Annotated in this window: 14 protein-coding genes and 1 other annotated feature; of the genes, 5 read left to right on the top strand and 9 right to left on the bottom strand. The window is 36.9% G+C overall.

Annotation, left to right across the window (positions count from 1 at the left end; genetic code table 11):
• Positions 1–350 precede the first annotated feature (350 nt).
• The gene (adhE, locus tag H5R64_RS03825; RefSeq protein ID WP_182582878.1) at positions 351–2,981 is read left to right on the top strand and encodes a bifunctional acetaldehyde-CoA/alcohol dehydrogenase; all 2,631 of its coding nucleotides are present in this window, start codon (positions 351–353) and stop codon (positions 2,979–2,981) included.
• Between the two features lie 62 nt (positions 2,982–3,043).
• On the opposite strand, the gene menC is transcribed toward adhE, so the two are convergent.
• From menC to H5R64_RS03810, 3 genes are read right to left on the bottom strand one after another with little or no spacing between them, the layout of a single operon-like run.
• Complete coding sequence (gene menC / locus H5R64_RS03820; RefSeq protein ID WP_182581046.1) at positions 3,044–4,150, bottom strand: o-succinylbenzoate synthase; 1,107 nt, start codon at positions 4,148–4,150, stop codon at positions 3,044–3,046.
• 18 nt (positions 4,151–4,168) lie between these two features.
• A complete protein-coding gene (locus tag H5R64_RS03815) occupies positions 4,169–5,374 on the bottom strand; it encodes an MFS transporter (protein WP_182582876.1) in 1,206 nt (401 codons plus the stop codon).
• 18 nt (positions 5,375–5,392) lie between these two features.
• The gene (locus tag H5R64_RS03810) at positions 5,393–6,727 is read right to left on the bottom strand and encodes a M20/M25/M40 family metallo-hydrolase (protein ID WP_182581048.1); all 1,335 of its coding nucleotides are present in this window, start codon (positions 6,725–6,727) and stop codon (positions 5,393–5,395) included.
• A gap of 111 nt (positions 6,728–6,838) precedes the next feature.
• On the opposite strand from H5R64_RS03810, the gene H5R64_RS03805 reads away from it, so the two are divergent.
• A complete protein-coding gene (locus tag H5R64_RS03805) occupies positions 6,839–7,693 on the top strand; it encodes a LysR family transcriptional regulator (RefSeq protein ID WP_182581049.1) in 855 nt (284 codons plus the stop codon).
• 494 nt (positions 7,694–8,187) lie between these two features.
• Here H5R64_RS03805 and H5R64_RS03800 read toward each other — a convergent pair whose 3' ends face one another.
• From H5R64_RS03800 to H5R64_RS03790, 3 genes are read right to left on the bottom strand one after another with little or no spacing between them, the layout of a single operon-like run.
• Positions 8,188–8,952, bottom strand: a complete 765-nt coding sequence (locus H5R64_RS03800; RefSeq protein ID WP_182581050.1) for a DUF4097 family beta strand repeat-containing protein — start codon at positions 8,950–8,952, stop codon at positions 8,188–8,190.
• The gene (locus H5R64_RS03795; protein WP_182582874.1) at positions 8,930–9,565 is read right to left on the bottom strand and encodes a DUF1700 domain-containing protein; all 636 of its coding nucleotides are present in this window, start codon (positions 9,563–9,565) and stop codon (positions 8,930–8,932) included. The genes H5R64_RS03800 and H5R64_RS03795 overlap by 23 nt, the downstream gene beginning before the upstream one ends.
• The gene (locus tag H5R64_RS03790) at positions 9,565–9,885 is read right to left on the bottom strand and encodes a PadR family transcriptional regulator (RefSeq protein ID WP_182581052.1); all 321 of its coding nucleotides are present in this window, start codon (positions 9,883–9,885) and stop codon (positions 9,565–9,567) included. The genes H5R64_RS03795 and H5R64_RS03790 overlap by 1 nt, the downstream gene beginning before the upstream one ends.
• Positions 9,886–10,057: 172 nt before the next feature.
• On the opposite strand from H5R64_RS03790, the gene mscL reads away from it, so the two are divergent.
• A complete protein-coding gene (gene mscL / locus H5R64_RS03785) occupies positions 10,058–10,432 on the top strand; it encodes a large-conductance mechanosensitive channel protein MscL (RefSeq protein ID WP_182581053.1) in 375 nt (124 codons plus the stop codon).
• A 365-nt stretch (positions 10,433–10,797) separates the two neighbouring features.
• The gene (locus H5R64_RS03780; protein ID WP_182581054.1) at positions 10,798–11,082 is read left to right on the top strand and encodes a hypothetical protein; all 285 of its coding nucleotides are present in this window, start codon (positions 10,798–10,800) and stop codon (positions 11,080–11,082) included.
• Between the two features lie 155 nt (positions 11,083–11,237).
• On the opposite strand, the gene rplL is transcribed toward H5R64_RS03780, so the two are convergent.
• Both rplL and rplJ read right to left on the bottom strand, forming a co-directional pair.
• Positions 11,238–11,603, bottom strand: a complete 366-nt coding sequence (gene rplL / locus H5R64_RS03775) for a 50S ribosomal protein L7/L12 (RefSeq protein WP_182581055.1) — start codon at positions 11,601–11,603, stop codon at positions 11,238–11,240.
• Between the two features lie 63 nt (positions 11,604–11,666).
• Entirely contained in the window at positions 11,667–12,167 is a 501-nt protein-coding gene (rplJ, locus tag H5R64_RS03770; RefSeq protein WP_182581056.1) for a 50S ribosomal protein L10, read from the bottom strand.
• Between the two features lie 31 nt (positions 12,168–12,198).
• Positions 12,199–12,316, bottom strand: a sequence feature (ribosomal protein L10 leader region).
• Positions 12,317–12,427: 111 nt separating this feature from the next.
• Here rplJ and H5R64_RS03765 point away from each other — a divergent pair.
• A complete protein-coding gene (locus H5R64_RS03765) occupies positions 12,428–13,072 on the top strand; it encodes a phosphatase PAP2 family protein (RefSeq protein WP_182581057.1) in 645 nt (214 codons plus the stop codon).
• 130 nt (positions 13,073–13,202) lie between these two features.
• On the opposite strand, the gene H5R64_RS03760 is transcribed toward H5R64_RS03765, so the two are convergent.
• Entirely contained in the window at positions 13,203–14,609 is a 1,407-nt protein-coding gene (locus H5R64_RS03760; protein ID WP_182581058.1) for a glutamate decarboxylase, read from the bottom strand.
• Between the last annotated feature and the right edge of the window lie 23 nt (positions 14,610–14,632).

Genomic DNA, 14,632 nt, shown 5'->3' with positions numbered 1-14,632 from the left:
AAAAGCAGCAAGATGTTCACCTATCGTGATCATCTTGCTGCCTTTTTATTTAATAATGCTCAACTAAAAACATGGAAAGTGTTCATTCGCTTATCATTGGTTGTTATAGTTCTGTGAAATAACTATCAAATAAATGGAATATATCACTGCTAGAAGAAACCATTTTAAAATAATACCAATATTTTTGCCAGCTTTGCAATGGTTGTAGTAACAATTCAGAAAGCGTTAACACGCTCACTTACCATTGTTCAAGCAATCACATATACCTTTACATTAGCTCAAAATATAGTATATTTATTTATGTTCAGAAATTAACAAAGCTAGCAATAAAAGTAAAGGAGTTCATTCTCATGGCTAAAGATAAGAAAAATCTTGAATCTACAATAACTGTTGATAAAGAAAAAGAAGCTCAAGCGATGATTAACGACTTAGTAGAACGTAGTCAAAAAGCTTTTGATAAGCTACGCAACTTTAACCAAGAACAAGTTGATAAGATCTGTCAAGCAATGGCATTGGCAGCTGAAGAACATCACATGGAACTCGCAGTGGACGCTGCCAACGAAACAGGGCGTGGGGTTGCTGAAGATAAGGCCATTAAAAACATCTACGCTAGTGAATACGTTTGGAATAATATTCGTCACGACAAAACCGTTGGGATTATCAAAGACGATGATGAAAACCAAACAATTACAATTGCGGATCCACTAGGAATTATTGCAGGTGTTGTTCCGGTTACTAACCCAACTTCAACAACAATCTTCAAGTCAATTATTTCTGCCAAGACTCGGAACACTATTATTTTCTCCTTCCACCCCCAAGCATTAAAGTCCTCCATTAAGACTGCTAAGATTCTCCAAGAGGCTGCAGAAAAAGCTGGTGCTCCAAAGGACATGATCCAATGGATTCCACAATGCAGTCTTGAAGCAACTAATGCTTTACTCCGCAACCCTAACATCGCAACCATCTTAGCAACCGGTGGCCCATCCTTAGTTAAAGCCGCCTACAGTTCTGGTAACCCTGCTTTGGGTGTTGGTCCTGGTAATGGTCCTGCTTACATCGAAAAAACTGCCAACATTGCCCGTTCCGTTTACGATATCGTTCTTTCAAAAACTTTTGATAACGGTATGATTTGTGCGACCGAAAACTCAATTATTGTTGACGATGAAATTTACGACCAAGTAAAAGAAGAATTTAAAAAGTGGAATTGCTACTTTGTTAAACCAAATGAATTGGATACCTTTACGGAAGGTTTTATTGACACTAAACGGCACCAAGTTCGCGGGCCAATTGCTGGTCGTTCAGCTAATGCAATCGCTAAAATGTGTGGCTTAAAGAATGTTCCTGAACACACCAAGGTATTAATTGCTGAATACGAAGGTGTCGGTGATGATTACCCACTATCAGCTGAAAAACTTTCACCTGTACTTACTATGTACCGAGCAACTTCACACGAAAATGCCTTTGATATTTGTCGTCAATTGATTCACTACGGTGGTGAGGGTCACACAGCTGCCATTCACACTCTCGACGACGACCTAGCTACTAAGTACGGTCTTGAAATGCGTGCTTCCCGGATTATCGTTAACTCACCATCTGGTATCGGTGGAATTGGTAACATTTACAACAACATGACACCATCCCTAACCCTCGGTACTGGTTCGTACGGTGGTAACTCCGTATCACACAACGTTACAGACTGGGATCTCTTAAACATCAAAGTTATTGCTAAGCGGCGCGAGAATCGTCAATGGGTTAAGATTCCCCCAAAAGTATACTTTCAACGCAACTCACTAAAAGAATTGCGCGACATTCCTAATATTAATCGTGCTTTTATCGTTACCGGTCCCGGAATGAGTAAGCGTGGTTATGTTCAACGAGTAATTGACGAATTGCGTCTTCGTCAAAACGATACTGCCTTCTTGGTATTCGATGACGTTGAAGAAGATCCATCCACTAACACCGTTGAAAAAGGTGTCGCAATGATGAACGACTTTAAACCTGATACAATCATTGCCCTCGGTGGTGGTTCACCAATGGACGCCGCTAAAGCTATGTGGATGTTCTATGAACACCCAGAAACTTCCTGGTACGGTGTTATGCAAAAGTACCTTGACATTCGTAAGCGTGCATACCAAATCAAGAAGCCTACTAAGTCACAATTAATTGGAATTCCTACTACTTCAGGGACTGGTTCAGAAGTTACACCATTTGCCGTAATTACTGACTCCAAGACCCACGTCAAGTACCCACTTGCAGACTACGCATTGACCCCAAACATTGCGATCGTCGATTCCCAATTTGTTGAAACTGTTCCTCCCAAGACCACTGCTTACACAGGTTTGGATGTTCTTTGTCACGCTACTGAATCATATGTTTCAGTAATGGCAACTGATTACACTCGTGGTTGGTCACTGCAAACCATCAAAGGGGTTATGGAATACCTTCCAAACTCTGTAAAGGGTGACAAACTTGCACGGCGGAAGATGCATGACTTCTCTACAATGGCCGGAATGGCATTTGGTCAAGCATTCTTAGGAATTAACCACTCTCTTGCCCACAAGATGGGTGGTGCGTTCGGTCTTCCTCACGGATTACTGATTGCGATCGCCCTTCCACAAGTTATCCGCTTCAATGCTAAACTACCACAAAAGCTTGCCCTTTGGCCTCACTACGAAACTTACCACGCAACTAAAGATTATGCTGATATCGCTCGCTTCATTGGCCTCCAAGGAAATTCTGATGAAGAATTAGCTGAAGCATACGCCAAGAAAGTGATTGAATTAGCCCACGAATGTGGGGTTAAGTTAAGCCTTAAGGATAACGGTGTTAGTCGTGAAGACTTCGATAAGGTAGTTGATCAACTTGCCGTCCTTGCATATGAAGATCAATGTACAACTACTAATCCAGTTGAACCATTAGTAAGCCAACTCAAGGAACTACTTGAACGCTGCTATGATGGTACTGGTGTTGAGAACGACTAATTTACTGGTTAAGTAAAAAAGAAGATCGAGATTTCTCGATCTTCTTTTTTTACTTAAATTTTCTATTTTAATACCAGTTCCTCTTGGCAAAATTTCTTCATATTATCCCAATCAATTTCATAGCCCAATCCAGGTCGATGAGAAACATTGACATAAGTTCCATCTAGTTCAACTACTGGTTTGATAATATCCTGATTATAATAACGAGTTGAAGCAGCAATATCATTAGGAAGTGTATATCCTTGGAGAGTAGCAATTGCAACGTTTTCTGCTCTTGCAACTCCAGAATCTAACATCCCGCCACACCAACATTGAATACCATGTTTACTTGCATATTCCTGAATTTTTCTTGCTACTCCTAGTCCGCCAACCCGTGCAACTTTAATATTAACAATACGACCGCTACCTAATTTAATCATTTTCTTAACATCAGCTAACGAAAGAATACTTTCATCCAGACAAATTGCTGTCTTTAACCTAGATTGAAGTTGTGCATGATCGACTAAGTCTCCCGGTTCTAATGGTTGTTCAATCATGAGTAACCCCAACTCATCAAGACGTTGTAACATCGGTAAATCTTTTAAACGGTATGCCGAATTAGCATCAGCCATTAGCATCGCTTCTGGGAACTCGTTCCGGACTGCTTTAATGAACTGATAATCGGCTCCCGGTTTTATCTTCATTTTTATTCGCCGATAACCATCATTGAGATATCCACGAACAACTTCAACTAATTTTTCTGGTGAAGATTGAACACCAATACTAACACCAACTTCAACTTTTTGTTTGTCACCACCCAATGCTTTCGCTAACGGAAGACGAAGCCGTTTAGCATATAAATCCCACAGTGCACAATTTATACATGCCTTGCTCATATTATTTCGACGAATATGACTAAATAGTTGATAAATATCATCCGGATGATTAATATCATGACCAATCAACTTGGGTAATAATTGTTCTTTTAATAGGTCCCATGCTCCTGACCGAAATTCCTCATTATAAAATGGAATATCAAAAGCTGAACACTCTGAATATCCACAATTACCGTCCTGATCTGTCAACTCCAAGATAATCGTTCGTTTATACTTAATTACCCCGAAACTAACCTCAAAAACGTTCCTTAAAGGTAAATCAATTTTAAATAATCGTGCCCTTTTAATTTTCATCTTATCACCTTCTGCTTATTAATTTGCCTTTTTACCCTGAATAGTTAATGAAGCAACAAACGCCAGTAATGCAAAGAATGTTAGTACTAAGAAAGCTGCAGTATAGCTATGAGTACCTTGGATAACAAGACCAATTAAAATTGGTGCTAAAAAGCCAGCAAGTTGCCCACCAAAATTAACCACCCCAATGGATGCTCCATAATTTGTTTTTGCAACTAATTGTGCTACAAAAGCATAAGAGGCAGCAAAACCAATTGATTTAGTAAAATAAGCTAATACTTCAAAGGTAATCACCCCGGTCAAACTTAACGAATGAAACATTCCATACATGAATACCATAGTTATTAGGGCAGAAAGAGAAATTAGCCATTTCTCGTGACCGGCAAAAAACTTAACCATAATGAATCCAGCGATAAATGAGCCGATCCCCGCTGTAATGGAAGGAAGAGGTACTAACCAAGCAATTCCTTTTAGATTAATATGTCGTGCTTGAAGAAGGTAAGTAGGCATCCAGGTATCCAGTCCTTTTGTAATTACACTAAAGCCAAATACAACTACCGAAAAGCTTAATACTCTCCAGTCAAACTTTCCTTTAACCTTTTGATCTCCTGTATCATAATCTGGAATTTCACGATTTAACGGTCGTTCGAAGAAATAATATAATGCCAAATAAATAAGACCTAATACTCCAACAACATGAAATGCACCACGCCAACTTAACATCGCAATCAAGGGAGCAACAATAAACGGTGCAAGTGCATTTCCAATATAATTAGATGAAATAGCAACCGCGGATGCCTGCCCACGTTTATTTTCTGGGAATGCCAGACGGACCTGTTTCATTGCTGCTGATGGATATGATCCTTCGCCAATTCCAAATAGGATCCTAATAATAATTAGAGAAATAAACGACCAAGCAAATCCTGTCATCATAGTAAATACTGACCATGCCAAAAGCGAGAGCACCGTCATCCATTTAGTGCCAAACCGGTCAACAAGCCAGCCCCCTGGAACTTGCATTAATGAATAACTAAAGAAAAACGCAGAGCCTACTACTCCTAGTTGAGCCGGAGTCAACGTAAAGCTTTTTCCAACATAAGCAAGTGCAATATTCATTGCAGAACGATCAATAAAGCAAATAATAAATCCTAAAAAAACTAATACTAGTGTTCGATACGACTTTGGCCTTTCATTCTGACTCATTAAATATTGTGATTCATCCATAAGATAACCTTCTTTCCACTATTTAGAATTTAAATTTCGACAAAGATAAGTAATAATCTTTATTCCATCCAGAAAAGCATCAATTGTTATGTTCTCATTTGGTGCATGATTATATTGATCATAATTTGCCAATGGAATTGTAAACGGAGGAATTCCTACAATATCTCTCCAAATATAATTTGGAACACTCCCAGGCATTACCGGCTCAATTAGTGCTTTACCAGTAGCTTCTGTAATTGTAGAAACCAGTCGAGAAATTAATGGATTACTCTCTTCAATTTTCACAGGATCAAGTTTGACCAAGTACTTAATTTTGACTCGTTTTTCATCCAATTCCACTTTAAGCGTATTATTAATTAATTTAATTACTTCATCACATGTCTGATTAGCAACCAAGCGACAATCAATAATTGCAGTTGCTTTGCCAGGAATAATCGTTTTTACCCCATTTCCCTCATAGCCACTACTCATCCCATTAATTGTTATTGATGGTCGAAACATTAACCGATAGTAATAATCAAATTTATCCTTATAAATTGGTGCTGGAATATGATACGGACTCGGAAGAGCGTTCAACCACTTTCGTTCTTGGTTACTTGGCTCAACCACTCCTTCATAAAACCCCTTAATTCTACATTGACCAGTTAGTGGGTTAATTAGCTTAATTAAAACCCGCATAAGTTCAACAGCCGCATTTTTACTAACATTCCCAAAATTGCCTGAATGTAGATCACTTACGTTAGTCCTTACTCCTAACTTAAACGATAAAACACCCCGATTCCCTAATCGTAAAATATGATCTCCTGATTGACTTATTGATCCATCCATTACAAAAACAGCCGAAAGATTATTTAGGTATTTATCTTTCAAAGTCCGAACCGTTTGAAGAAGATGCGGACTCCCAATCTCCTCTTCACCCTCAATAAGAATCCTGGCTGTAAAAGGTAACTCCCCATATAATTGCTGATAAACATAAAAGCCACATATTTGCGCCATTAATTGACCTTTATTATCGCCAGTTCCGCGTCCATACAAGCGACCGTCACACTGGGTTAATTCGAACGGCTTTACTTTCCATTCGTTTAATTTTCCTGGTAACTGAACATCATAATGCCCATAAAACAAGTATTCATTACCCTTACCTGGAGAAAGCGTTGCGATAATAATGGGATTACCGGCCGTTTCAATAATCTCAACGTTTGCATGAATGAATTGTTCTAAAAGTTCTTTCAAAAATTTAACTGTTGCTTGAATTCCTTCTCCTGTTTGACTAAGACTTTTTTGACTTATAAAGTTAGCTAGTAGATTAATAAACTGTTGCTGATTTTCCCTGACATAGTCATCAATCATCATTTCATCTCCTTCAAAATTATAATATAATTAGAATATTCTCATTTATTTTTAAAATCCAATATTACTTTTCATGTAGTTAATAACAAAATTGCTATGAAAGAGGTAACAAAGATGAATTTAACGCAAATGAAATACTTTACCGAAGTCGTCAAAACAATGAATATGACAAAAGCAGCAAATAAATTACGTGTTGCCCAACCATCTATCAGTCGTAGTATCCGGGAATTAGAGAATGAATTAGGCGTTTTATTATTTATTCGTCAAGGTAAAAAATTAATCTTGACCGCTCAAGGTAATTATTTTTTTACAGTAGTTAATAGTTCATTTAATCAACTAAGGATGGCAAAGGAAAATGTAAAGGCAATTAACTCACTTGACAATAAAAATATCACTATTAAGATGTGTGAAACTACTCCTTTATTAGTTTCATTTCTCAAGATAATTCATGATAAATACCCACAAATTAATCTTCAATTTATTCAAAGTAAAATCGACACTGATCCTCGACATTACGATTTTCAGCTCGTTTCACTGCCGGTTCCTGAGCAAAATAACAAATTATTATTATCTGAAGAAATCTTTTTAGCAACGAGTAAAGAAAACTCTCAACCAACATTTCAATTAGAAAAAATTAATCAACTACCTCTAATTGAAATGAACGCGTCACCATTTGCCGACTTTATCCGACGTTTTCTTTCTGCCCAAAGAATAAATCCTCAAGTTGTATTACGAACCGGCGATCGTAATCTCATGATTAATTTAGTAGCTCAAGGATATGCTTCATGTTTTGTTCCTGAGTTATCCTGGAACTGTACAACTAATCTGGAAAAAATTTCATTACATAAAATTGGAAAGAATGGTTTCCATAGAAAAATTTATCTCTCCTATCCCTATGGGCCAAGGACAAGCATTCAAGAGCAAATTGCTATACTTCTTCTTAATTACTGTCACTCCTTAAAAAACTAATTTTCCTCTTTAATAGTCTGATTAACTAAAAAAGATAAAGTTAAATGCAATAAAGCTATAATATATAGTCTTATTGCTTAAATGAAGTACGAGCAATGCAATTCATAAACGAATTTTCTGCACTTGATAAATCTGAACTCTGGAGACGTATTTTTTCATTATTGAAAAATTGTTGAATAGATAATAATTTCTGATGTTGTTTCATCATCCATTCTGACTACATTAACCTTTGGCTTGATTTATACATAATTCTTTTTAGCGAGCTTAACAAGATTATCTACGACATGATCATTTGCTTGGTATTATCAATCAAGAAATTTGGAATTTCTTGATTACGGTCTGAATTTAAGCAATATTTTTAGAGGAAATAACGGTTTCTTCCTCAGCGAATCAATTTTTCTATAATCTTTAGCTAGCTTTTCCATTGTAGTTTGTTGATAAATACAAAAAGTCCTTAGTACTAAGAATTTCCTAATACTAAAGACCACTTTTACTTATTCCACTGCCTTAATATTAATCACCGAATTATCACCATCAGTAGTTTCTAGTCGAAGAAGATTTGCTGCAGAAGTATTTTGCTGAAGATCTTCTGAGCCATGATCAACCCCGTCAAGTTTATTATCTCCATCAACAGTATGAAGGATAAAGCCATCCGCATGTGAAGCAATTACCTTATTATCACCATCGTCTGTCTTTACAGTGTAATGTCCCTTAAAGGTTACTCCATGACTCGTAAAATCTCCTTGTCCCAGGGTCGTCATCCCACCTTCAACTGCTAGTTTGTTATAAGTAACGTCCCCATCTGCATCATTAATGTCCATGTTAGTTAAATCAACATTTGAAATATCTAAATCACCATCAACCATTTCGATCTTTCCTGACAAAATTGCTCCCTTTGGAACAGTAATAATTAAGGTGTCATCCCCATCATCAAAGGTAAAAAACGTTCCATGGCCATCATCCTGATTAACCGTCAATGTCTGCCCTGTAAGCTTGACCTTCGGAACCCGACCATTACTCCCCTGGTAGTTAACCGCAAACCTCTTTCCCGTTTTAATTAAAACATTTGAGCATGGGACATTCAGATCAAGCTCCTTAAATTCTTTATTACCAGCTAAATTCTTAGTAGTCCGATGTTCAACAGTTGGCATTGTCCCTTTAAAATAAATATTTTTCACGCCATGCCCAGCAAAGCCAACAATCATTAAAACAATACCGATAATTAAAACCCCAAGACTAATTTTGAACATCTTTTTCATGGTGGTTAGTCCTCCTTTGAAGTAGTTTTTGGTAAATATACTTAGACAAGTTTGCAATTGCTTGCGCCAACCAGCGAATCACCCAATAACCAATTGGAATACAGATAAGTAAAAGTCCTAATAACGCTATCCCTGCACCACTGCAAAAAATTCCAGTCATTGGCGCTGTAGCGATAACTCCAATTCCTGTGTAAAGTAGAACTCCTGTTGCAAAAGCTAAGCCAAGAAGGGTTCCCAGAATTCCCACACTAATACCAAACACGGCAGCTAAAGCAGCAACCAATATCCCTAATGCTCCTAAACTTAAAGCAAATGTAATTGGCGAAGTAATGATAGCAATAATTATTAACCAAAAAACGCGCCAACTAGACTTCGTTGAAGCGACATGGCCCTCTTGTGTTTCTTTATCATTAGCTTTAATTGAGTAGTCAGCAAGGATTTTATGGCTTAACTGCCTTGGAGTCCCCAACTCCTTAGTAATTTCTTTGTAATCATCATAACCAGCATCTTCAATGTACTCGTTATAAAAATCGAGTGCATCTGTCCTTTCAGTTACTGTCAACGGTTTTAAGTATTTTTCTAATTCCGCAATGTATTTTTGCCGAGCATCCATTATTTTTCTTCCCCCTTTTGATAAAAGATTTGATCCAAATTACCCTTATATTCTTCCCATAGTTGTAAAATCTCATTTAATCGCTGCTTACCAGTAGTCGTTATTTGATAATACCGTCTATTTCTCCCTTGAAATGGCTTATCGTAGGTGGTTAAGTCACCATTCTTTTTTAAGCGTCGAAGAACCGGATACATTGTCGATTCTGAAATATCAATCACGTTTTTTACTTTTTGCGTTAAAGCATATCCATAGTACTCATCCTGGTTCAAGAGCGCCAATACAAGGCCATCAAGGAGTTCACCGGTTATTTGAATTTTCATTTTGAACATCCTCCTCAATTCACGTAATATTATATCATATATAATATAGTGACTAAATATAATAATACTATCTCTTAAATTTATTTAAATTTAATTAGCTTTTTTCCAAAGCAATAACTTAATTTGATAAAATATTATTACTCAAATTACTAGTAATATAAAGGAGGCTCATATGATTAAAGAATTTAAAGACTTTATTTCACGAGGAAATGTTGTTGATATGGCAGTCGGGATTATCGTTGGGGCTGCATTTACATCAATCGTCAAGTCGTTAGTTAATAACCTTATTAACCCGTTAATCGGGCTCTTCATTGGTAAGATCGACCTCTCTAATCTAGTCTGGACAATTGGGGATGCCCAGTTCAAATATGGTAGTTTTCTTAACTCAGTAATTAACTTTTTGATCATTTCCTTTGTCATCTTCCTGATGGTTAAAGCAATTAACCGCTTCAGAAAGAAAAAGGAAGAAGAACCTGCTAAATTAAGTGAAGAAGCTCAATACCTTAAAGAAATTACTGAACTGTTAAAGAAAAATGAAAGTAAATAACTAAATAAATTCCTGCTAGTTAATTTTTAGCAGGAATTTATTATTTTTATTATCTACTTATTATTGGATTTAAGCAGTTTTTCCTGTTAATATAGTCCAGAGGGGGTAACAGTAAGTGAGGTGATTACAGGAAGAATTATAAGCAATAATCTACCTATATCGTTAATTGCAGAGGAATCTTTTTTCCACCCACACTGACGTACTAACTAAATATTAGCAATTATTTTCTAAGTTTAGTTCTTATAAAATATGAGCGTTTAATTAGTGTCTATTATTCCCTTTCACTAACCGGTATCGGCTAAAATTTTCTAACATGTACTTGCTAGTCCTGTTTCGTTTGAATTGATTATAAGGAGAGATGCGTTATGTTTAACATTATTTTCTGGATTTTAGCTATTTGGTTTGTTGTTAACGTTATCTGGATGTGGTTCCAACTCGACAATCAAGTTCTGCAAAAAACTTTTGCCTGGATTAATGTTTGCGCAATCTTCATTGGATTCTGGGTTTACTACGGTGTAACCCATGATACAAGCATGCTAAACGGCTGGTTCATTGCTTTGAATTGGATCAACATCGTTCTTGCTGCTATTCAATTCTACTTTGGTTACCGAGTTATTAAAACTACTAACCACACTCACTCGGCAAACTAACCTAAATTGATAACACAAGAATTAGTGTATTTCCATACACTAATAAAAGGACGCAATGAGAATTTAACTTTTTTCTCATTGCGTCCTCTTTCTATAAACAAAAAAGAGGATGAACAATTTTGTTCATCCTCTTCTGTATATTATTTGAAGTTAGACTACTTAAGAGTAACAGTAGCACCAGCGGCTTCAAGCTTTTCCTTGATGTCGTTAGCTTCGTCTTCCTTAACGTCTTCCTTGATTGCTGAAGGAGCACCGTCAACAAGATCCTTAGCATCCTTAAGGCCAACACCAGTAATGTCCTTAACAGCCTTGATAACCTTAACCTTAGCAGCACCTGGTTCAGTCAATTCAACAGTGAAGCTGTCCTTAGCAGCACCATCGCCACCAGCAGCACCTGCAACTGCAACTGGAGCAGCAGCAGAAACGTCGAATTCGTCTTCAATTGCCTTAACAAGATCGTTAAGGTCAGAAATTGATGCTTCCTTTAATGAAGCAATGATAGCATCCTTATCAAAAGCCATGATTATATTCCTCCAATATTTAGGTAATTAAATTTGATTTGATAGTATATGGTAATACAACAATTATGCGGCTTCGTCTTCCTTGTCGGCAACGGCCTTGACTGCACGAGCAATCTTCCGCATTGGGTCTTGCAATGCAGATGCAAGCATTGACAACAGATCTTCACGACTAGGCATAGTAGCGTATTCGTTAATTTCATCGAGAGTCTTAACACTCTTTTCGATGAAACCACCCTTAATTTCAAGAGCGTCGTGGTCATCAGCGAACTTTTTCAAGATCTTTGCTGGGGCAATTGGATCTTCGTTAGAAAATGCAACTGCAGTTGGGCCAACAAAAGTACTCTTAAGATCTTCGTAATCAGTACCTTCAACGGCACGTTCAAGAATCTTGTTCTTGATAACTGACATCTTAACGCCGGCATCACGAAGTTGCTTACGTAAATCAGTAACTTCAGCAACAGTTAAACCACGGTAGTCAACAACGATAGCTGATTCAGCATCATTAATCAAATCAACGGTTTGCTTAACGATTTCAGCCTTCTTAGCAATAGCTGCTTCACTCATGAATTTTCACCTCCTGCAATGTAGTTTGATCGGATTTATAAAAAAATCCCTATGACCGCAGACATAGAGAAGGAACTTAATTTCTTCCTCGGCAGGCACATAATTAAGGCTTTGGCCACCTGAGTCTTAGGCAGAGTCATATTAATCAACTTCGATAGTATAACATCTTCCTGAATTCTTGTAAAGAATTATTCGGGGATTAATCCATATTCTATTGGTGTACAATTGATTTATTAACTTCGTTTAAGGAACACAAACTCATGAAGAAAAAATTACAATTAACTACCGGTATAATTTGCTGGTTATTATTCGGTATTATCTTAATCAACGTTAGTCATAACTCAACCTGGATTACCCGTCTTGACCAACTTGGTTATCAATTAACACAACCAACTTTTCCATTGAAAACTCAGATCATGATTATCTTAACCCATTTTGGTGATCCAATTATTATCCAAACCTTTACGATCCTGATCGCACTGTACCTTTGGTGGCAAAATAAGTTCAACCTTAGTCTTTGGTATGTTCTCATTCAATTTGTCGGTTATTCCCTGGTTATCCTTGTTAAGTATAACGTCCTTCGTATTCGACCAACCAATAAACTCTTTCCAGCTAACGGTTACAGTTTTCCGAGCGGACATACCTTTGCAACCGTCATCTTTGTATTTACCATTCTCTCATTAATTTTTCCCTACCTTCATCATCAAAGTGGAAAAATTGTATGGAAAGCAATTGGCGCACTTTGGATTATCACCATCATGGTTACTCGTGTTTATTTACGTGATCACTTCACTAGTGACGTCATTGGCGGATTTCTCCTAGCAAGTGGGTGGTGGCTATTTATGGCTGCCTTTCGCCATCAACTTTCTCAATGGTTAATTAAACCAATAACAAAAATATTTTAAATAAAATACCTCAATAATTATTAGAATTTCATCTAAATAATTATGAGGTATTTTTATAATCTAATTCTTAATTAACTTTTATTTTAAATTAGACTCACTCTAGCAAAATAATGACATTAATCTAATATTACTAGTGTGTAAACCCGTACTTCTTCAATTCGGTTGTCTTGTGACCAACCAAAGCAGAGTTATTAAGCGCTTTAATATCACGTTTCATGTCATCAATAAATTCATGTGCACGACTCATTCCGAAGTCAGCCCGACAAACAATTCGTTGGACTTCAACCGTATCCAAATTCTTTGGTAGTGGATATGCGGGAACTTGCCATCCTTGCATTCTAAGACGATCTGCTAAGTCATAAAGTGACCAGTTTTGTGCAGTAAGATCCTTCAACTTATAGCAAATAATTGGAATTTCGGTTCCACCGTTTACCATATCAAATATACCCATCTTTTCAATTTCAGATGCTAAATAAACCGCAACGTCATGCGTACGTTTTTGAATCTTCTTATATCCGTTAAAGCCAAACCGAACAAAGTTGTAGTATTGACCAATAATTTGAGAAGCACTCCGTGAAAAGTTAATTGCCATTGTTGGTAATTCACCACCAAGGTAACTTACCTTAAAAATTAATTTTTCTGGCAAGAACTTCTTATCACGCCAAAGCACCCAACCAATCCCAGGGTAAACTAATCCATATTTATGACCTGAAGAATTGATTGAAACAACGTTCTTTAATTGGAAATCCCACTTAATATCAGGTTCCATGAACGGAGCATAGAAACCACCTGAAGCTGCATCAACGTGGATATACACTTTATAATCAGTTGTCTTATTATATTCTTCTACCAGGTCATTCAATTTTTCAATATTATCATAACGACCGGTATAGGTAATTCCCATGATTCCTACAATACCAATAGTATATTCATCGACATAATCCATTACAGTATCCATGTTAAGAGATTGGTGTTCTTCATCCATTGGCACTGTCCGTAATTCCACATCAAAGTATGTAGCAAACTTTTCCCAGCAAATTTGATAACCAGATGAAATTACTAGATTTGGCTTATGTGCATGGATATCAAGCCCTAATTTCTTTGCCCGTTCACGCCAAGCAAACTTCATTGCCAGACCACCAAGCATACAACCTTCAGAAGATCCAACGGTTGATGTTCCCATGTAATCCTCATCTTTTTGACCATGCCAAAGTTTAGCAATAATATTTACACAACGATTTTCTAGTTCTGCAGTACGTGGGTATTCTGACTTATCAATTGCATTTTTTTGCATCGTTTCTGCCATGATCTTTGTAGCATTTGGCTCCATGTAGGTTTGACAGAATGTTGCTAAATTTTCACGCGCATTACCTTCATCAATTAATTGATCTTTAACAATACGATATGCAACCGCTGGGGATACAGATTCTGGATTTAATTCATACTTTGATAACGCGTGATCCGAAGTATAAGAACCAAAAATTGGATCAATTGCACTATGCTTTTCTTGACTATTTTTTCCGTATAATCCTGCCATAAAAAAGGACCTCCTTGTTAATT

This window comes from Limosilactobacillus fastidiosus, from assembly GCF_014145505.1.
GTDB lineage: Bacteria > Bacillota > Bacilli > Lactobacillales > Lactobacillaceae > Limosilactobacillus > Limosilactobacillus fastidiosus.
This window is presented reverse-complemented; position numbering and strand designations above follow the sequence as displayed.

Bases quoted from the DNA above. Each gene is read 5' to 3' on its own strand.
- H5R64_RS03805 (WP_182581049.1), top strand. From the start codon at position 6,839: ATGAATTTAACGCAAATGAAATACTTTACCGAAGTCGTCAAAACAATG.
- rplJ (WP_182581056.1), bottom strand. From the start codon at position 12,167: ATGAGTGAAGCAGCTATTGCTAAGAAGGCTGAAATCGTTAAGCAAACC.
- H5R64_RS03810 (WP_182581048.1), bottom strand. From the start codon at position 6,727: ATGATGATTGATGACTATGTCAGGGAAAATCAGCAACAGTTTATTAAT.
- mscL (WP_182581053.1), top strand. From the start codon at position 10,058: ATGATTAAAGAATTTAAAGACTTTATTTCACGAGGAAATGTTGTTGAT.
- H5R64_RS03815 (WP_182582876.1), bottom strand. From the start codon at position 5,374: ATGGATGAATCACAATATTTAATGAGTCAGAATGAAAGGCCAAAGTCG.
- adhE (WP_182582878.1), top strand. From the start codon at position 351: ATGGCTAAAGATAAGAAAAATCTTGAATCTACAATAACTGTTGATAAA.
- H5R64_RS03800 (WP_182581050.1), bottom strand. From the start codon at position 8,952: ATGAAAAAGATGTTCAAAATTAGTCTTGGGGTTTTAATTATCGGTATT.
- rplL (WP_182581055.1), bottom strand. From the start codon at position 11,603: ATGGCTTTTGATAAGGATGCTATCATTGCTTCATTAAAGGAAGCATCA.
- H5R64_RS03760 (WP_182581058.1), bottom strand. From the start codon at position 14,609: ATGGCAGGATTATACGGAAAAAATAGTCAAGAAAAGCATAGTGCAATT.
- H5R64_RS03790 (WP_182581052.1), bottom strand. From the start codon at position 9,885: ATGAAAATTCAAATAACCGGTGAACTCCTTGATGGCCTTGTATTGGCG.
- H5R64_RS03780 (WP_182581054.1), top strand. From the start codon at position 10,798: ATGTTTAACATTATTTTCTGGATTTTAGCTATTTGGTTTGTTGTTAAC.
- menC (WP_182581046.1), bottom strand. From the start codon at position 4,150: ATGAAAATTAAAAGGGCACGATTATTTAAAATTGATTTACCTTTAAGG.
- H5R64_RS03795 (WP_182582874.1), bottom strand. From the start codon at position 9,565: ATGGATGCTCGGCAAAAATACATTGCGGAATTAGAAAAATACTTAAAA.
- H5R64_RS03765 (WP_182581057.1), top strand. From the start codon at position 12,428: ATGAAGAAAAAATTACAATTAACTACCGGTATAATTTGCTGGTTATTA.